Origin of the sequence: Pseudomonas sp. NFACC25, from assembly GCF_900100935.1 — a bacterium.
Classification (GTDB): Bacteria; Pseudomonadota; Gammaproteobacteria; order Pseudomonadales; family Pseudomonadaceae; genus Aquipseudomonas; species Aquipseudomonas marginalis.
Genome location: NZ_FMUC01000001.1, coordinates 823,716 through 839,989, shown reverse-complemented (window position 1 = coordinate 839,989; position 16,274 = coordinate 823,716). Strand labels below are relative to the sequence as shown.

At 58.6% G+C, this 16,274-nt stretch carries 19 protein-coding genes, 1 tRNA gene and 1 pseudogene; 7 read left to right on the top strand and 14 right to left on the bottom strand.

Going from position 1 to position 16,274, the window contains the following annotated elements; all coding sequences use genetic code 11:
- Window positions 1-2,145 carry a 3-hydroxyacyl-CoA dehydrogenase NAD-binding domain-containing protein gene (locus tag BLQ09_RS03990; protein WP_027603644.1) on the top strand — a complete coding sequence of 715 codons (2,145 nt, stop codon included), beginning with the start codon at window positions 1-3 and terminating at the stop codon, window positions 2,143-2,145.
- Window positions 2,146-2,239: 94 nt separating this feature from the next.
- Window positions 2,240-2,965: an amidotransferase gene (locus tag BLQ09_RS03985; RefSeq protein WP_027603645.1), complete on the top strand. Its 726-nt coding sequence runs from the start codon at window positions 2,240-2,242 to the stop codon at window positions 2,963-2,965.
- On the opposite strand, the gene BLQ09_RS03980 is transcribed toward BLQ09_RS03985, so the two are convergent.
- The 3 genes from BLQ09_RS03980 to BLQ09_RS03970 form a co-directional block, all read right to left on the bottom strand.
- Entirely contained in the window at window positions 2,962-3,933 is a 972-nt protein-coding gene (locus BLQ09_RS03980) for a magnesium and cobalt transport protein CorA (protein WP_027603646.1), read from the bottom strand. The genes BLQ09_RS03985 and BLQ09_RS03980 overlap by 4 nt on opposite strands.
- Window positions 3,934-4,074: 141 nt before the next feature.
- Window positions 4,075-4,797 (bottom strand): lysophospholipid acyltransferase family protein, encoded by a 723-nt coding sequence (locus BLQ09_RS03975; RefSeq protein ID WP_092355448.1) that lies wholly within the window; start codon window positions 4,795-4,797, stop codon window positions 4,075-4,077.
- A 212-nt stretch (window positions 4,798-5,009) separates the two neighbouring features.
- Entirely contained in the window at window positions 5,010-5,702 is a 693-nt protein-coding gene (locus BLQ09_RS03970; RefSeq protein WP_027603648.1) for a crotonase/enoyl-CoA hydratase family protein, read from the bottom strand.
- Window positions 5,703-6,038: 336 nt separating this feature from the next.
- Here BLQ09_RS03970 and BLQ09_RS03965 point away from each other — a divergent pair.
- Window positions 6,039-6,128 (top strand) — tRNA-Ser (locus tag BLQ09_RS03965).
- A 220-nt stretch (window positions 6,129-6,348) separates the two neighbouring features.
- Entirely contained in the window at window positions 6,349-6,561 is a 213-nt protein-coding gene (locus BLQ09_RS31465; protein WP_081744368.1) for a hypothetical protein, read from the top strand.
- A gap of 123 nt (window positions 6,562-6,684) precedes the next feature.
- Here the strand turns inward: BLQ09_RS31465 and BLQ09_RS03955 are convergent, their stop codons facing one another.
- Window positions 6,685-7,293 (bottom strand): hypothetical protein, encoded by a 609-nt coding sequence (locus tag BLQ09_RS03955; protein ID WP_027603649.1) that lies wholly within the window; start codon window positions 7,291-7,293, stop codon window positions 6,685-6,687.
- Window positions 7,294-7,630: 337 nt separating this feature from the next.
- Between BLQ09_RS03955 and BLQ09_RS03950 the strand changes: the two genes are divergently transcribed.
- The gene (locus BLQ09_RS03950) at window positions 7,631-7,996 is read left to right on the top strand and encodes a hypothetical protein (protein WP_081744369.1); all 366 of its coding nucleotides are present in this window, start codon (window positions 7,631-7,633) and stop codon (window positions 7,994-7,996) included.
- Between the two features lie 313 nt (window positions 7,997-8,309).
- On the opposite strand, the gene BLQ09_RS31460 is transcribed toward BLQ09_RS03950, so the two are convergent.
- The 8 genes and pseudogenes from BLQ09_RS31460 to BLQ09_RS03910 all read right to left on the bottom strand — a co-directional run.
- Window positions 8,310-8,507: a short-chain dehydrogenase gene (locus BLQ09_RS31460; RefSeq protein WP_081744370.1), complete on the bottom strand. Its 198-nt coding sequence runs from the start codon at window positions 8,505-8,507 to the stop codon at window positions 8,310-8,312.
- Between the two features lie 394 nt (window positions 8,508-8,901).
- Entirely contained in the window at window positions 8,902-9,942 is a 1,041-nt protein-coding gene (locus BLQ09_RS03940; protein WP_092355444.1) for a DMT family transporter, read from the bottom strand.
- Window positions 9,943-10,019: 77 nt separating this feature from the next.
- The gene (locus BLQ09_RS03935) at window positions 10,020-10,373 is read right to left on the bottom strand and encodes a gamma-glutamylcyclotransferase family protein (RefSeq protein ID WP_027603651.1); all 354 of its coding nucleotides are present in this window, start codon (window positions 10,371-10,373) and stop codon (window positions 10,020-10,022) included.
- Window positions 10,374-10,390: 17 nt separating this feature from the next.
- The gene (locus BLQ09_RS03930) at window positions 10,391-11,050 is read right to left on the bottom strand and encodes a M24 family metallopeptidase (protein WP_092355441.1); all 660 of its coding nucleotides are present in this window, start codon (window positions 11,048-11,050) and stop codon (window positions 10,391-10,393) included.
- Window positions 11,051-11,120: 70 nt separating this feature from the next.
- Window positions 11,121-11,699, bottom strand: coding sequence for a DUF4337 domain-containing protein (locus tag BLQ09_RS03925; RefSeq protein ID WP_027603653.1), 579 nt, complete (start codon window positions 11,697-11,699; stop codon window positions 11,121-11,123).
- A 56-nt stretch (window positions 11,700-11,755) separates the two neighbouring features.
- Complete coding sequence (locus BLQ09_RS03920; protein WP_027603654.1) at window positions 11,756-12,121, bottom strand: DUF2784 domain-containing protein; 366 nt, start codon at window positions 12,119-12,121, stop codon at window positions 11,756-11,758.
- A gap of 50 nt (window positions 12,122-12,171) precedes the next feature.
- Entirely contained in the window at window positions 12,172-12,498 is a 327-nt protein-coding gene (locus BLQ09_RS03915) for a helix-turn-helix domain-containing protein (RefSeq protein ID WP_092355438.1), read from the bottom strand.
- Window positions 12,482-12,733, bottom strand: a pseudogene (locus BLQ09_RS03910) (type II toxin-antitoxin system RelE/ParE family toxin); the annotation flags it as partial. The gene BLQ09_RS03915 and the pseudogene BLQ09_RS03910, both read right to left, overlap by 17 nt.
- Window positions 12,734-12,992: 259 nt before the next feature.
- On the opposite strand from BLQ09_RS03910, the gene BLQ09_RS03905 reads away from it, so the two are divergent.
- On the top strand, window positions 12,993-13,682 hold the full coding sequence (locus BLQ09_RS03905; protein WP_092355435.1) for an HAD-IA family hydrolase: 690 nt from the start codon (window positions 12,993-12,995) through the stop codon (window positions 13,680-13,682).
- Window positions 13,683-13,730: 48 nt separating this feature from the next.
- Here BLQ09_RS03905 and BLQ09_RS03900 read toward each other — a convergent pair whose 3' ends face one another.
- Window positions 13,731-14,477 carry a 3-oxoacyl-ACP reductase family protein gene (locus BLQ09_RS03900; RefSeq protein ID WP_027603657.1) on the bottom strand — a complete coding sequence of 249 codons (747 nt, stop codon included), beginning with the start codon at window positions 14,475-14,477 and terminating at the stop codon, window positions 13,731-13,733.
- A 126-nt stretch (window positions 14,478-14,603) separates the two neighbouring features.
- On the opposite strand from BLQ09_RS03900, the gene BLQ09_RS03895 reads away from it, so the two are divergent.
- Complete coding sequence (locus BLQ09_RS03895; protein WP_092355433.1) at window positions 14,604-15,527, top strand: LysR family transcriptional regulator; 924 nt, start codon at window positions 14,604-14,606, stop codon at window positions 15,525-15,527.
- 13 nt (window positions 15,528-15,540) lie between these two features.
- Here the strand turns inward: BLQ09_RS03895 and BLQ09_RS03890 are convergent, their stop codons facing one another.
- Window positions 15,541-16,269 carry an aspartate/glutamate racemase family protein gene (locus tag BLQ09_RS03890; protein ID WP_027603659.1) on the bottom strand — a complete coding sequence of 243 codons (729 nt, stop codon included), beginning with the start codon at window positions 16,267-16,269 and terminating at the stop codon, window positions 15,541-15,543.
- Window positions 16,270-16,274 lie beyond the last annotated feature (5 nt).

Here is a 16,274-nt window from a genome sequence, read left to right as displayed (position 1 = left end):
ATGACCGCTGCCATTCGTTACGAAAAAGGCCAGGACCAGATCGTGGTGCTGACCCTCGACATGCCCGGCCAGAGCGCCAACACCATGAACGCCGCGTACCGTGAGGCAATGGCGGCCACCGTCGCACGCCTGCAAGCGGAAAAGGACGACATTGCCGGTGTGGTTATCACCTCGGCGAAGAAGACCTTTTTCGCCGGCGGCGACCTCAATGAACTGATCAAGGTCGACAAGGCCCACGCCAAGGATTTCTACGCCAGCGTCCTGGTGTTGAAGGCGCAGCTGCGCAGCCTGGAAACCCTCGGCAGGCCGGTGGTGGCCGCCATCAATGGCGCAGCCCTCGGCGGCGGTTGGGAGATCTGCCTGGCGTGTCACTACCGCGTCGTGCTGGATGACAAGTCGGTGCAACTCGGTTTGCCGGAGGTCACCCTTGGCCTGCTGCCAGGCGGCGGTGGCGTGGTGAGGATGGTGCGCATGCTGGGGCTGGAAAAGGCCTTGCCGTATTTGCTCGAAGGCAAGAAAGTCCGGCCCCAGCAAGCGCTGCAAGCCGGGTGGGTCGATGAGCTGGCGGCGGATCGCACTGAGCTGCTGGCCAAATCCCGCGCATGGATTCTCGCCAATCCGCAGGCCAGTCAGCCGTGGGACAACAAGGCCTATCAGATTCCCGGTGGTACGCCGTCTCACCCGAAAGTGGCGCAAATGCTCGCCATTGCACCATCGATTTTGCGCAGCAAAACCAACGGCTGCTTCCCGGCCCCGGAGAAAATCCTCTGCGCCGCCGTGGAAGGCGCGCAGGTGGATTTCGATACCGCACATGTGATTGAAACCCGCTACTTCACCGAATTGGTCACCGGGCAGGTGGCGAAAAACATGATGGGCACCTTCTGGTTCCAACTCAATGAAATCAACGCCGGCAGCTCGCGGCCTCAGGGCTTTGCGCCTTACGTGACGCGTAAGGTCGGGGTACTCGGTGCCGGGATGATGGGCGCAGGCATCGCCTATGTCAGCGCCTGCGCCGGTATCGATGTGGTGCTCAAGGACATCAACCAGGCGGCCGCCGAGAAGGGCAAGGCGCATTCGACGGCGCTGTTGGACAAGAAGGTCAGCCGTGGGCAATTGACCGCCGAGCAGCGCGAAACCACCCTCGCGCGGATTCATCCTACGGCTTCGGATGCTGATCTGGCCGGCTGTGACCTGATCATCGAGGCCGTGTTCGAAGACCGTGAACTCAAGGCCAAGGTCTCGGCTGCCGCACACAATGTGGTCGGCGCCGACGCGGTGATCGCCTCCAACACGTCTACCTTGCCCATCAGCGGCCTGGCCACGGCGGTGCCGGATCAAGGCAAGTTCATCGGCCTGCATTTCTTCAGCCCGGTGGACAAGATGCCCCTGGTGGAAATCATCAAGGGCGCCCGCACTTCGGACGAAACCCTGGCCCGAGGGTTCGATTTCGTCCTGCAAATCAAGAAAACTCCGATCGTGGTCAACGACAGTCGCGGGTTCTTCACCTCGCGGGTGTTCGGCACCTTCACCCATGAAGGCATCGCCATGCTCGGCGAAGGCGTGGCTGCGCCGATGATCGAGACCGAGGCGCGCAAGGCGGGTATGCCGGTGGGGCCGCTGGCGGTGTCCGATGAAGTGTCCCTCAGCCTGATGAGTCATATCCGACAGCAGGCTGCCAAGGATCTGCAGGCGGAAGGTAAAACAGTCCCACGCCATCCGGCGACGGTGGTAATTGATCTGTTGGTGAACGAGTACAAACGCGCGGGCAAGGCGGCGGGAGGCGGTTTCTACGAGTACCCGGCGGGCGGGCAGAAGCATTTGTGGCCTGAATTGAAAGCGCGCTTTGAGCGAGCCGACCAGCGCATTTCAGCACAGGATGTGCGCGACCGTTTGCTGTTTATCCAGGCCATCGAGACCGTGCGCTGCGTAGAGGAGGGCGTGTTGATGTCCACCGCGGATGCCAACGTGGGGTCGATCTTCGGGATCGGTTTTGCCGCCTGGAGTGGTGGCGCGTTGCAGTTTATCAACCAGTACGGCCTCAATGACTTTATCGCCCGTGCCCGCTACCTGGAGGAACAGTATGGGGAGCGGTTCTCGCCGCCGGCGTTGTTGCTCGACAAAGCTGCGCAGAACACGACCTTCTGACGGTTTTGGGCATGCACAGGGCTTGCCTTGTCAGGGTATTTCAAGGCAGGCTCTGGGGTGTGCATTATTCCCATCACCGTGTCAGGTATTTTTTATGTCGCTACGCGTCTGTATCCTGGAAACCGATATCCTGCGTCCAGGCTTGATCGATCAATACCAAGGCTACGGGCAGATGTTCAAGCGCCTGTTCTCCAAGCAGCCGATTGCCGCCGAATTCGTTGTGTACAACGTGGTGCAGGGCGAATACCCGTCGGACGACGAAGTGTTCGACGCCTACCTGGTGACCGGCAGCAAGGCCGATTCCTTCGGCACCGACCCCTGGATCCAGACCCTCAAGACCTACCTGCTCGAACGCTATGAGCGCGGCGACAAGTTGCTGGGCATCTGCTTCGGCCATCAATTGCTCGCGCTGCTGCTGGGCGGCAAGGCCGAGCGCGCGGGGCAGGGCTGGGGCATGGGCATTCACGATTACAAACTGGATACCAAGGCGCCGTGGATGAGCCCTGAAGTGCCAGAGTTGACGCTATTGATCAGCCACCAGGACCAGGTCACCACCTTGCCGGACAATGCCACGGTCATCGCCTCCAGCGAGTTTTGCCCGTTCGCCGCCTATCACATCGGCGACCAGGTGCTGTGCTTCCAGGGGCACCCGGAATTTATCCATGATTATTCCCGCGAGTTGCTGGAGATTCTTCAGACAACCCTGGGTGAAAAAGTCTACACAAACGGCGTGGCCAGCCTGGCGCGCGACCACCACGGCGTGACCGTGGCGGAATGGATGATGCGCTTCGTGGCGCACAAGCCTGAGGCCCGGGTTTAAAGCCAGCCCGAGCGCTTGAAACTGGCCCACAAGCCGGTGCAACCGAACGCAATAAACCCGAGCACCGCAAAATAGCCGTAGTGCCATTGCAGCTCGGGCATGTTCTGGAAGTTCATCCCATAAATCCCCGCCACCGCGGTGGGGAACGCCAGGATCGCCGCCCACGCGGCAAACTTGCGCTGCACCACGCTCTGGCGCGAGGCCTCAAGCAATACACCGATCTCGATGGTCTGGCTGGCGATATCGCGCAGGGTGGTGAGGTCTTCCATCTGCCGCGTGACGTGGATCTGCACGTCACGGAAATACGGGCGCATGTTCTTGTCGATAAACGGAAAGCTCAGCTTCTGCAGTTCCTGGCTGATCTCCACCATCGGCGCCACATAGCGCTTGAGTCGCAGCACGTCGCGGCGCAGGCCATGGATCTTCTGGATATCGCGCTCGCTCAGCGAGCTGCACAGCACGTTGTGCTCCAGTTCATCGATCTCGGCGTGGATCGCCTCGCTGACCGGCTGGTAGTTCTCGGTGACAAAATCCAGCAGGGCGTAGAGTACGAAATCTTCCCCATGCTCCAGCAATAACGGCCGCGCCTCACAGCGTTGCCGAACAAAGCCGTAGGACGCCGAATGGCCGTTACGCGCGGTGATGATGTAGCCGTTGCCGGCGAAGATATGGGTCTCGATAAACTCCAGCTTGCCGTTCTCGCGCACCGGTGAATAGGTGACGATAAACAGTGCGTCGCCGAAGGTTTCCAGCTTGGGGCGGCTGTGTTTTTCCAGGGCATCTTCGATGGCCAGTTCATGCAGGTTGAACTGGCGTTGCAGGTTGGCCAACTCCTGGGCGTTGGGCTCTTCCAGGCCGATCCACACAAAATGCCCGGGTTTGGCGGCCCAGGCCGCGCCTTCGTCGAGGGTGATATCCGTGACTTTCTTTCCGGCGCTGTACACGGCGGCCGCAACAACTCTACCCATGGGTGCTGATCACTTCTTATTAGGAGGACAGGTGTTGGGCAGCTTAGCTTGAATGACGTTCCGTTGCGGCGTCTGCAGGTGCTCGCTTTTTGTGACGAGCAAGCTTGTTTGCGTGGGGAGGCCAGGCCCCCCGGAAGGTGTTCAGGCAGGTTGCACTTCGCGATCCATCGCTGTAATGCACTCATCCATCTGCGCCTGACAGGTCTGCATCAACTGCGGGATGTCATCCGAAGTCAGGCCCACAGTAGGAATCGGCGGCAACGAGCGTATGAGCACATCACCGCTGTTCCAGCGATTGAGCTTCATATGGGTGACGTAATTGCTGACACACACCGGCACGATGGGCACGCCAGCGGCGATGGCCATATGAAACGCGCCTTTCTTGAACGGCAACAAGCCTTTGCCCAGATTGCGCGTGCCCTCCGGAAACACCCAGATCGAGGTGTCCTGATGCTGCAACGTATGAGTGGTGGTGAGCATCGCGCGACGTGCCTTGTGCGCATTGCCGCGGTCGATCAGCACATTGCCCGCCAGCCAGAACAACTGGCCGAACAGCGGTACCCATTTCAGGCTCTTTTTGGCGATACACACGGTGCGATGGGGCACCACGGTGCCCAGCACAAACAGGTCATAGTTGGACTGGTGGTTGGCGATGATCACACACGTACCAGGCTTGTTGCGCAGGGAGTCGACATCGGTCTTCACCTTCAGGCGCAGGATCCACATGGCCGGCAGCGCATACAGGCGCGCACACAAGCGACTGTTGTCCGGGTTGAATGGCCGGCAGGCCCCGAGCAGCACGCCCAGTACACCGGCCACCATAAAGTGCAGGCCCATCAATAACATGCGTAACAGAAAAAGCATCGACACGGCCCATCGGGATAAAAGGTGGCGCAGTGTACGGATGTGCACTGAATTCGGCAATTACCCGTAAAGAGGTAGGAGATGGGCGATGTTTAAGCACATGTTTCATCATGTGCCGATATAGGCAGGCTAGAGCGGCTAAAGATGTTTCGGATTCATTTGTACGAAAAAGCCCGACGCAAGGTCGGGCTTCGATGTTCCGGTTGTAGGTATTAACTCAGGATATGCCCCTGATCCTGGATGATTGCCTCATCCAACGCCTCCAGCAACGCCTTACGCACCTTCAGCTTGGTGTGCTTATGGGCATTCATATTCAGCTTCTTCAACTGACGTGCCGCTTCCAGCGCCGCCGCCTGCAGCTCTTCAGGTGCCACCACCTTGTCGAGGAAACCGGCCTGCAACGCGCCTTGCGGGTCAAACATCTCGGCATTGATCACCGAGCGATGAAACGCCGATTTACGCAGACGGTCCCGCGCCAGCTCGATACCGGCGTGGTGCATGGTCATGCCGATCGCCACCTCATTCAGGCCAATGCTGAACGGGCCTTCCACCCCGATCCGATAATCTGCCGACAACAACAGGAAAGCACCCTTGGCCACCGCATGCCCAGGGCACGCCACAATCACCGGAAACGGGTGGGACAAAAGGCGACGTGCCAATGTCGAGCCCGACGTCACCAGGCCGATGGCTTCTTTGGGGCCGGCTGTCATCACCTTCAAGTCATACCCACCCGACAGGATCCCCGGCGTGCCGGTGATGATCACCACCGCCCGATCTTTCTCGGCCTGGTCCAGCGCTGCATTGAACGCACTGACCACATCCGGAGAAATGGCATTCACCTTGCCGTTGCTCAGGGTCAGGGTCGCGATACCGTCTTCGAGGTGGTAAGCAATCAACTCACTCATGACGCGGTTCCTTGTAGGATTTGTTATAGAGAGGCTGTTTATAAAGGCGCATGCGCAGACGTTACCCACCACGCCCGCCCCGGTAAAGCGCCGTGACTGACTGCCCAGTCAGACTTTCCCCGCAGGGAGAACGCCGGAAGGCCTGGAGCAGGGCGCAACACTGGCCCCAGACACAGGACGCCCATGCCCAAGAATGGCAGAATCACCACCCCTAGCCGGGCACATCCCGGCATACCCATCTAACCGCATGAAAATTCTGAAAAAAACCTTTGCCATCAGAAAGGCTTTCGACTACATTAGCGCGCCTCGACAGACTGAACTGGTTTGACGAGATACGGTGAAGTGTCCGAGTGGCTTAAGGAGCACGCCTGGAAAGTGTGTATACAAGAAATTGTATCGAGAGTTCGAATCTCTCCTTCACCGCCACATTTTGAAAACGCGAACCCCTGATTTTCCTAGAGAAAGTCGGGGGTTTGTGGTTTTTTGCGTCCGAAAAATGCCCTCATGGGACCGCCATGGGACTGGCGCCCTGTTCTGGTGTGAAAATTAGCGGAAGAAGTATGATGGGCTCAAAAGCCAACACTTGGACCAGAAAACTGTTCTAGCCCGCGTGAATTAGGATTTCCGCAACTCTCATCAAGGACGACTGCCAGATAACTCAGGTTGCAATATCGCTGCAGCAGACGCTTTGACGTTGCTCCTGCACATTCAGCATGCCTTGGGTGCGGCGATTGAAGAGACCACTAAGTGGCTTCCAGAGAATGGCGTAGTGAGTGCTGCAGATAACGCAATCATGGCCACGGCAACTCTGGACACAAATGCAAAAGCGATTACCGACGCGATAATATGCCTGCGGTAGGCCTAGGGAATATCACCTCGCAGGCAGCAATCGGCCAATAACTGACACTCCGTTTGTCTACAAATCCAGAGCGCTTCACTGCGTAGCCGATGAAACGAATACTTTTTAAAAACTGCTAATCTTTCACGTCTGTTGATTAAAAGATCGCTTAAAACTCTGATTGATTGACATACTAAATATGGCTCGGTCAACTGTGAAATCTAATGTGTCGGATACGGCGATTAGTGACCTTAATTCTTCAGGGAAGTCTTCGATGCTAGCGCATGCCGTTGGAATCAAATATCGAAAGTAGTCTCCAATTCCCGCGTCGCCCTCATAACCAATCGGATTGTCTTCGCTGGACACGTAATCTTCTAGCGCGTGATAAACATAGAAGCCTTTTATTGATGGAATTGAATACTCCGTGAGCTCTTGATAAAAGTTCGAACTCTCTAAGACTATGCGTTCCATTTCGCCGCGCGACGAGGGTTTGAGCTCCCTGCGAAACCTATATATATCTAAAAGAGTTTGACCTTCCTTGTTTTTTGGATAACTTTGAAACTCACGCGACTCTTCCCACATAAACTCATTTATACTGTCGAGTTTTTTCTCTAGCTCTGGAATAGCCAACAAGCTCGAAGGGATAGGGCCGAAACAGTTATTCACCATTACAGCTATACGCCCATGTCGATCCATGGCGAACCACGTGAAGATAGTCCCAAAACTTGGCTGCCAATCTTTATCTAACGGCATTACTTCACCTCTGGTAAAACGTGTATATCGCCTGAGATTATTATCGCCAGTGCTGGATTGGCCCTGTTACAGAAACTTTACTGATCCAGGATCCTACCCTGTGAACTATTACCAGCACTAGATATTTACTGACGGGATGGGGCAGTGTGGCATAGGCCTCTGGGTCAATTCGACGTCAGTTTCAACAGGCTCGTGCCTAACGTCCACTTTTTCCTGCTTTTGCACGGTATGATCAACGTCAGCTTGCGGCCAAAAGCAGGCTGTGGACAGGTAGCTGTTGATGTCTCTACGCTGGACGATCTAGTGACAGCACAGCGGTAAAAAAGGAGTAGTCACGTTGGAAGTTGCCATTGATCGAGATAGCGTTCATGCAGGAGATGATCTGGGAAGCCATGCGACGTCGATCACACTCGATCCATCAGCAACGCTGCGCGCCTTAATCGAAGTGATACAAGATGCCGGCTACTTACCGGGTATCAATGGAGGCAAGGCTACTTGGATTATTTGGTCGTCTGACAAACCAATAGGTGTTTTAGCGCAGCAATGGCCAGCACCTAAATTGACCGTGCCGCCCGACAGCACCGTTGATCAGTATTTCGGAAATACCGAACCTCGCCTTCTGTTTAGATATTGGTGTCAGGCAGATCCAGATGAGGTCTTTTCGAATATCAAGACCGGAAATGAGCTACCTTCACGATTTTAGGATTGGCGGTGGACATTTCTGTCGATCAATGCGGTTCAGATGACTGCTATGGGTCGATAGCTGGCTTTCAAAAATTCATCTGGACGCATTACGAATAACGCCGCTTATGTAAAAAGGGTCCCCACACTTTGACCTGGTGCGGGGGCCTTTTTTCGGGCTCCGGAAACCAATCCCCCCTAGAGTGGCCTACCGGCACTCTGGTTTTACAAGGAAAAGCGGAAAGATTTATTTGATTTTTAAACAAAACCCCTGATTTCGAAAGAAACCAGGGTTTTGTAATTTTCGGATTCTGAAAAAGTCTGTGAGGATTAAATCACGCGCCCGCCACATCCATCCGTCGCCCTATGACATCCAGCAAATCGCATCCGTCTCGTAGAGGGATTGAGCAGAGCAATGCAAAATCGCTCAGAACAACGGCATCGCAGCTGATTTCACTGTGTAGTACGAGGTTCTCCAGGACTTGGGTGACGGCGTGAAGTCGATATGTCGCGGCATCGAGCAGTATCTGCAGAGGCGCGGTGGTGTCGACAAAAAGAGCAGGAGTGGCGCTTCTGAGGGCTTTGTAGGAAGTTGCTCAAATCTATTGCTGCTGTGCAATACATCGCTTACCAAACTTAAAATAGCTTACTGATTTTTAAGATTTAATATTTCATCCTAAAGTCTTGAGCCTTGCATAAGCAATTTCAGGCGACCGCATTCCTGTGGCGAGCGGGCTTGCCCCGCGTTGGGCTGCGCAGCAGCCCCAAAACCAGGCGCAGAGGAGTGCCTGATAGACCTCATTCGTCTTCATCAGGGGCGCTTCGCACCCCAACGCGGGCGGTGCGACGCTTCGACAAGCCCGCTCGCCACAAAGGTCCCCGTTTGCTGCGCGACAGCGCTACGTCGAAGAGGTAGTGGGGGCTCCCTCAATGCCGATGCCGATGATGCACATCCGGAAAATGCGCATGGCTGTGCCTCAGCGGACTGTGCACATGCACATGGCTATGGGGTTCCGCCGGATCCCACGCAAACCCGTGCTCATGCTGATGGTGTTCATCATGCACATGCCGATGCCCGTGTTCCGTCGCGTCATGCTGATGTTCATGGGCATGCCGCTCCGTCAGGTGCAGCCAAACCCCCACGGCCATCAGCGCTGAGGCAATCCAGAACGCCAGCGTCACTGACTCACCCAACAACAGCAGCGCAATCGCGGCCCCCAGGAACGGCGCAGTCGAAAAATACGCCCCCGTGCGTGCACTGCCCAGTCCGCGCAACGCCAGCACGGACATCACCAGGCTGATGCCATAGCCCAGAAAACCCACCAACAAGATAGGCGCAAGCTGCGCCATGCCCGGGATCCGCGCCCCGAGATAAAGCGCCAACCCGCCATTCACCAGCCCCGCGATCAACCCCTTGGCCCCGGCGATAAACAGCGCGTCCGACGCAGACACTTTGCGCGTCAGGTTGTTATCGATCCCCCAGCACAGGCACGCCACGGCAACCGCCAGCGGCCCCGTCCAGTCATGGCTGGTGCCACCGCCGTCGGCCCCTGACAACACCACGCCGCCCAGCACGATGGCGATCATCCCCAGGACGATGCGACGGTCGGCGTTTTCCCTGAACACGACCCAGGCGATAACGGCGGTCAGCACCGATTCCAGGTTGAGCATCAGGGAGGCGGTGGCGCCGGCGGTGCGGGTCAGGCCGAACATCAACGCGACGGGCCCGAGGATGCCGCCGAATGCGATGGCGCCGAGCAGCCAGGGCCATTCCGAAGGGGTTAGCCCGGAGGGTTTCCAGCCGCGATCACGAATCACGCGCACACCAGCGAGGCCGACGCCACTGCCAAGATAGAGCAGGCCGGCGAGCAGCACGGGCGAGAGGCCCAGGCCGAGGTGTTTGGCGAGCGGGGTGCTGGCGCCGAACAGGGCGGCGGCGGCGAGTGCGTAGAAGATACTGAGGTTCATGGGCCATCCTCGAAAGGTTGGCCCATGATACGTCGCGGGCTCAGGTTAAAGCTTGGGCGATTTGGGCAACGTCATCTTCAGGCTTGCACATACACCCACGCCGTCAGCCCGGACGCCAACGTCACAGCCATGCGCTTGTAGTCCGCCACCTCATACGCATCCGCCGCCGCCAGTTCCTGCTCGGAAATCTGAAACACCATCCCCTCAATACGCGCCCCCGCCTCGGTGGTAGGTTGCACAATCGGGTGATGGGTCTTGCCACTGCTTGCCAGTACCTGCGGGTCGGTGATTTCTACCCAGCTTTGTGCGTAGCCCAGCATTGCATCGTGTCGGCCTGCCAGTTCCCGCCCGAAGTTGGCCAGTTGCACGGTTTTGTCCTGCAATGTGCCGTAGGAAAACAACAGCACAGAGTGTTCAGTGGAGCGTTCCATTTCTGTTCCTTTAACGGTCAGGCGAGTAAGTCTTCATAGAAGGCGCCGTAGGGCTTGGTCGGGTGGGCGAGCTGGATTTCCAGGATCCATAGCCCTGCATTCGGGTAGTGCTCGAAGTCACCCAGGTCGCCGCCACGATGGATGGCGTGGGGGAAGTCGCTGACGCGATGGCCCTTGATGTCCAGGTTCAGTTGCCAGCCCATGGCCTGGGCTTGTTCTTCGGCATAGCGGTAAAGCTCCAGGCCGACGACCTGGTCGTTTTTCCAGCGCGCTTGCACGCGGTCGAACAGCGCCTTGGCGGCGTGGGCGCAGGCAATCATGTCCGCGTCGTTGCCGGTGGCGAAGGTCGCGCCGGCGTCACCTTCGTGGCCTTGCCACACGGCGCCCATGTCGATGAAGAAAATGTCGTTGTCGCCCAGCACCGGGTCGCCATCGGAGCGTTGTTTGAAGGTCTTCAGGGTGTTGGCGCCGAAGCGCACCAGCAGCGGGTGCCAGATGCGTTGCATGTCGAGTTCGGCAAGCACGTGCTTGCCCAATTCGCGTGCTTCGGATTCCAGCATGCCGGGGCGGATGCGCTGGGCGAGGTGGTCGATGGCTTGCCAGGTCATGGCCTGGGCATAGCGCATGGATTCAATGCTGTAGGCGGCGCCCACGGCTTCTTTGGGTTGTGCGGACACCGGTCTCTCCTTGGGTAGCGTTATGCCATTTACTATATAGCGATGAGTGCAACGCGCCCACGTAAAATTGCTAGATATGCAGCCAGGCCAGGCTACCTAGCACCACCGCCACACCCGCCGCCGCATAGGACATGCGCTTCAACCATTCCCTTCTCGTCAACAATGTAATCGCCGCCAGCGAAATCGCGATCTGAATCGCGGTCATCGCCTGGGCCCAGCGATGATGCTGGTGCAGGGCCTGCTCGGATTTTTCATCCCATTCCTTTGAGGTCGCTTCCAGTTTTTCCGCTTGCTTGCGTACCTCTTCCTTCTGGCTTTTGTAGCGCTCGATCTCATCCTTGTAATGGGCGGCATCCACGCCGGGAATATGGGTCGCGAGTTCCGCCAGGTTCTGTCGGCTGGACTTGGCCTGGTAGTAGTTCCATTGGTTGGCGGCGTCGGTCTTGATGATGGCTGCGTTGTTCTTGTCCATCGCCGCCTCACTCTCGGTGGAGCCGGCCTGGTAGCTGAGCATGGCGCCGAGGGTGGCCATCAGCGCGGTCATGACGGCGATGCGGCTGGCGAAACTGTCACCACGGGCGTGGGCATGTTCGGTGGTGTGTTCGAGGTGTTTTTCGTGGGGGCTGGGGACTTCGAAGGCTTCGGACATGGGGGCGCGCCGGTGAAGGGACTGAGGGAGTCTGATTCTTCACCAGAGAAGCTGTCTCAAGCCTGTACGTAACGCCTGATCAAGCGCACATACACCGCAATATTGATCGCCAGCACCAACCCGCCCAGGCCCAGTTGGATCTGTGGCGTCAGCCCGGCCGGGTAGATCAGCGTGAGGATGTAATGCTCGATAAACCCACCGCCATAACCGTCCTGCCCGGCGAGGTGGCGAAACAGGTTTTCCCAGCGGGTCAGCGGGCAGGGCAGGTGGAACACTTCGACCGCCACGCCCCATGCGGCGGCGGGCAGGTGCAGCCAGATAACCGGGCGCCATTTCAGGGCCAGCAGCCCACCAAACAGTACGAACAGGATGAAACACAGGTGGAACAGCACGAGGCTGTCTGCGGCTAGACGATAGAGCATGTTTGGTTTCGCTTTTAGGTGACTGAAGGCGCGGACTGTCCCGTTTGAGGCTATAGCTCCAGTTGAACGGCGTTAATGCCAAATGCCTTGGCAATCTTTTCCCGCGTCGTCCGGCGAGGTTTGTTCACCGCCTCTTGCTGGGCAAATGCGGATTGGGAAATCCCCAGGCGTAGGGCGACTTCTTCCTGGGTCAGGTTCAGGTGTTCGCGCCAGGCTCGGATCGGAGTGGCTCCATCTACCAGGCGGCTGACGACCGCGTGGGGGATGAGGTTTGGATCGTTCTGCCGGGCCAGATAGTGTTCATAAGGGATCACCACGAACGCTGGCTTGCCCTCCGTATTGTGGATGATCTGTATGGCAGTAGGTTCGCTCGTCACGTTTCTTGACCTCTTGAATGCTGACTACCTGGATATTGCCGTCCCAGTCGAAAAGGACTCGGTAACTCCCGACCCTTAATCGGTAACCGCAGGGGTGGTTGACCAACGCCTTGACGTTGACTGCGTCGGGCATGCGTTCAAGTACGAAGACGGCATCACGCACTTGTTGCTGATGATACGAATGCAATCGAAGCAATTGCTTGACGGCTTTTCGGGTCCAGTGGATTGAGTTCATCAGAAGTTAATAAGTCTTTTATAAGGTTTGCAAGGGGTATTTTTCAGAGGAGAGCTATCGGCCGAACGCTCTGTTCCTACAAACCCTAGACGGCCGCATGGCACGCGAGCGGGTAAAACTGTTGCGCGGTATGAATCACTGATCGCACACAGATTGCAGGTGTGTGCCGACTCAATACCTGGCCGCGAAGGTTGCTTGCAGGCAACCCAGGCCGTTATTGTGCTGAATCCATTTAGTCCTTCCTCCAGGGTTTGTAGTGATGAATGCACCGCGTACCGCAGTCGGTCCGATCAAGGCCGTGATTTTCGATATGGACGGGTTATTGCTGGATACGGAAGGCATCTACACCGAAGTCACGCAGATCATCGCTGAACGCTACGGACGAACCTACGACTGGGGCATCAAGCAGCACATCATCGGGCGCGGCGCCCAGGATTTGGCCGACTATGTGGTCAAGGCGCTGGACCTGCCGATTACCCCGGCTGAATTCCTCGAGATTCGCGAGCCGCTGATGAGCGAGCGCTTTCCCAAGGCCTTGGGCATGCCCGGCGCGGAGGCGCTGGTGCGGCACTTGAAGGCGCACAACATACCGATTGGCGTGGGCACCAGTTCGTCGCGCAATTCGTTTGGCCACAAGACTACCCTGCACCGCGAGTGGTTTGGTTTGTTCGACACCATCGTCACCGCTGACGACCCGGAAGTCGGCGCCGCCAAGCCTGCGCCGGACATCTTCCTTACTGCTGCTCGCCGCCTGGGCGTTGCGCCCGAGGATTGCCTGGTGTTCGAAGACTCGCCGTTTGGTGTGACGGCGGCGAAGGCCGCCCATATGACCGCCATCGCCGTGCCCGATGAGGCCATGGCCGACAGCAAGTACCAGCATGCCGACCAGATCATCCGCAAGCTTGCGGATTTCGACCTGGCGGCCTATGGCCTGCCGCCCATCGCCTGAACCAACAAGGTCAACCTGTGGGAGGGGGCAAGCCGCTCCCACATTGGGTTATGCGCTGAACCCACCATCGATAGTCAGGCTGGCACCGGTGATATACCCCGCTTCCGGCCCGGCCAGATACGCCACAAAACTGGCAATCTCTTCCACATGCCCGTAACGTCCCACCGCCATCAACCCGATCAGGCTCTCGGCAAAATCACTGTTTGCCGGGTTCATATCGGTGTCCACCGGCCCAGGCTGCACGTTATTGATCGTGATGCCACGCGGCCCAAGATCCCGCGCCAGGCCCTTGGTCAAACCGACCAGCGCCGCCTTGCTCATTGCGTACGGGCCACCACCGCCAAACGGCATGCGTTCGGCATTGGTGCTGCCGATGTTGATCACCCGGCCACCTTCACCCATATGCCTGGCGGCTTCCTGGGTGGCGATAAACACGCTGCGTACGTTGATCGCCAGGGTCTGGTCGAAGTCTTCCAGCTTGAAGTCTTCCAGCGGTGCGATGGCCAGCACGCCGGCGTTATTCACCAGGATGTCCAGGCGGCCAAAGGCTTCCACGGTGGCGTTGACCGCGTTGCGGATCGCAGTGGCATCGGCGCTGTCGGCGTGAATCGCCAGGGCTTTGCCGCCTTCGCTGATCACGCTGTGCTGCAGGGCTTCAGCCTTGGCGGCCGAGCTGACGTAGGTAAAGGCAACGGCTGCACCCTGGGCGGCCAGGCGCTTGACGATGGCGGCGCCGATGCCGCGGGAACCGCCTTGGATCAAGGCGACTTTGCCGCTGAGATTGTGTGTGGTCATGTCGATCTCCTGGTCATTCAAGGCGCAATGCCCTGTTGTTGGAGCCGAGTATCGACCTCGCTCGCCGCTGCCGGTAGACCGTGATTGCTATAGTCTGTGTAAACCAAAAGTTTAGAGTGGGGCGTTATGGAAAGCTTTGGCAGTATCGAATGCTTCGTGCGCAGCGCTGAAGGTGGCAGCTTTGCCGAGGCCGCCCGGCACCTGAGCCTGACCCCGGCGGCGGTCGGCAAAAGCGTCGCCAAGCTGGAGGTGCGCCTCGGCGTGCGGCTGTTCCAGCGCAGCACCCGGCGTCTGGCCCTGACCGAAGCCGGCAAGTTGTTCCTGGCCGAAGTCAGTGGCAGCCTCACCACCATCCAGAATGCCGTGGCTAACCTGGCCAGCGCCGAAGGCCGGCCGGTGGGCACGCTCAAGGTCAGCATGGGCACGGTGTTTGGCAATCGCTACGTGGTGCCGTTGCTGGGGGCGTTCATGGCGCGCTTTCCGGATATCAGCCCGGACTGGCATTTCGATAACCGCCAGGTGGACCTGATCGGCCAGGGCTTCGATGCCGCTATAGGTGGCGGTTTTGAGCTGCCCCAAGGGGTGGTGGCGCGCAAGCTGGCGCCGGCGCATCGGGTGCTGGTGGCCTCGCCGGGTTACCTGGCGCAGCGCCCGCCGGTGCGCGAGCCCGAAGACTTGTCGCGCTGCAAGGGCATTCTGATCCGCTCGCCGCAAACCGGGCGTATCCGGTCCTGGCAGTTGACCAGTGTCGAACGTGAACACCGCCCGCTGGTGCTCAAGCCCGGCATGACCATGAGCGACTCCGAAGCCGCCTGCTGTGCCAGCGCCCAGGGCCTGGGGATTGCGCTGGTGAGCATGCCCATGGCCGTGCCGTTCCTCGACAGTGGCGCGGTGGTGCGCGTGTTGCCCGGCTGGTGTGTCGACGACGGCAATATTTCCATCTACTACGCCGAGCACAAACTGCTGCCCGGCAAGACCCGGGCGTTTGTGGATTTCATCATCGAGCAGTTTGCCGAGAAGAAGCTGGGCCAGAGGTTCAGCGCAATCTGAAAGCAGGTGCCGGTCAGCGGCCGAACCGAGTCGGCCAGCCAATCACCTGCTTCGGGCGTGGCGTCGCGTAAGTGCGGATCTTCGACGTCGACAACCCCAGCCGCACCAGGGATTCGGCAATGGTCACCGCCGCCGTCACCCCATCCACCACCGGCACCCCGGTGCGCTGGCGAATCTGCTCATCCAGCCCGGCCATGCCGCCGCAACCCAGGCAGATCACTTCGGCCTTGTCCTCGCGGATGGCCAGTTCCGCCTGGCGCACGATGGCTTCCATGGCGGCCAGCGGGTCTTCTTCCAGTTCCAGCACTGCCATGCCGCTGGCGCGCACCGAGGCGCAGCGCTGGTACAGGCCGGCGAGTTTCAGGCGGTCTTCGATCAGCGGCACGGTGCGGTCCAGGGTGGTCACCACGGAGTAGGCGTGGCCCAGGAACATTGCGGTGCTGGCTGCTGCTTCGGTGATGTCCACCACCGGCACATTCAGCAATTCCTGCAAGCCTTCCCGGCCGTGCTCGCCGTAGCCGGCCTGGATCACCGCATCGAACGGTTGGTCGTAGGCCATCACCCGGTCCATCACGGCGATGGCGGCCAGGTAGCTTTCAAAGTTGCCCTCCACCGACTCCGCGCCGAAGTAGGGCGTGAGCCCGACAATCTCGGTGCCCGGCGAGGCCACGGACCGCGCCTGCTGAGCGATGGTTTCAGTGATGGATTCGGTGGTGTTGACGTTGACCACAAGGATACGCATGGAAT

What these genes read in the sequence shown, in the direction of transcription:
- BLQ09_RS03925 (WP_027603653.1), bottom strand. Translation starts at nt 11,699, where the DNA reads ATGTCCGAAGCCTTCGAAGTCCCCAGCCCCCACGAAAAACACCTCGAA.
- BLQ09_RS03990 (WP_027603644.1), top strand. Translation starts at nt 1, where the DNA reads ATGACCGCTGCCATTCGTTACGAAAAAGGCCAGGACCAGATCGTGGTG.
- BLQ09_RS03940 (WP_092355444.1), bottom strand. Translation starts at nt 9,942, where the DNA reads ATGAACCTCAGTATCTTCTACGCACTCGCCGCCGCCGCCCTGTTCGGC.
- BLQ09_RS03935 (WP_027603651.1), bottom strand. Translation starts at nt 10,373, where the DNA reads ATGGAACGCTCCACTGAACACTCTGTGCTGTTGTTTTCCTACGGCACA.
- BLQ09_RS03895 (WP_092355433.1), top strand. Translation starts at nt 14,604, where the DNA reads ATGGAAAGCTTTGGCAGTATCGAATGCTTCGTGCGCAGCGCTGAAGGT.
- BLQ09_RS03985 (WP_027603645.1), top strand. Translation starts at nt 2,240, where the DNA reads ATGTCGCTACGCGTCTGTATCCTGGAAACCGATATCCTGCGTCCAGGC.
- BLQ09_RS03890 (WP_027603659.1), bottom strand. Translation starts at nt 16,269, where the DNA reads ATGCGTATCCTTGTGGTCAACGTCAACACCACCGAATCCATCACTGAA.
- BLQ09_RS03900 (WP_027603657.1), bottom strand. Translation starts at nt 14,477, where the DNA reads ATGACCACACACAATCTCAGCGGCAAAGTCGCCTTGATCCAAGGCGGT.
- BLQ09_RS03980 (WP_027603646.1), bottom strand. Translation starts at nt 3,933, where the DNA reads ATGGGTAGAGTTGTTGCGGCCGCCGTGTACAGCGCCGGAAAGAAAGTC.
- BLQ09_RS03975 (WP_092355448.1), bottom strand. Translation starts at nt 4,797, where the DNA reads ATGCTTTTTCTGTTACGCATGTTATTGATGGGCCTGCACTTTATGGTG.
- BLQ09_RS03920 (WP_027603654.1), bottom strand. Translation starts at nt 12,121, where the DNA reads ATGCTCTATCGTCTAGCCGCAGACAGCCTCGTGCTGTTCCACCTGTGT.
- BLQ09_RS03970 (WP_027603648.1), bottom strand. Translation starts at nt 5,702, where the DNA reads ATGAGTGAGTTGATTGCTTACCACCTCGAAGACGGTATCGCGACCCTG.
- BLQ09_RS03905 (WP_092355435.1), top strand. Translation starts at nt 12,993, where the DNA reads ATGAATGCACCGCGTACCGCAGTCGGTCCGATCAAGGCCGTGATTTTC.
- BLQ09_RS03955 (WP_027603649.1), bottom strand. Translation starts at nt 7,293, where the DNA reads ATGCCGTTAGATAAAGATTGGCAGCCAAGTTTTGGGACTATCTTCACG.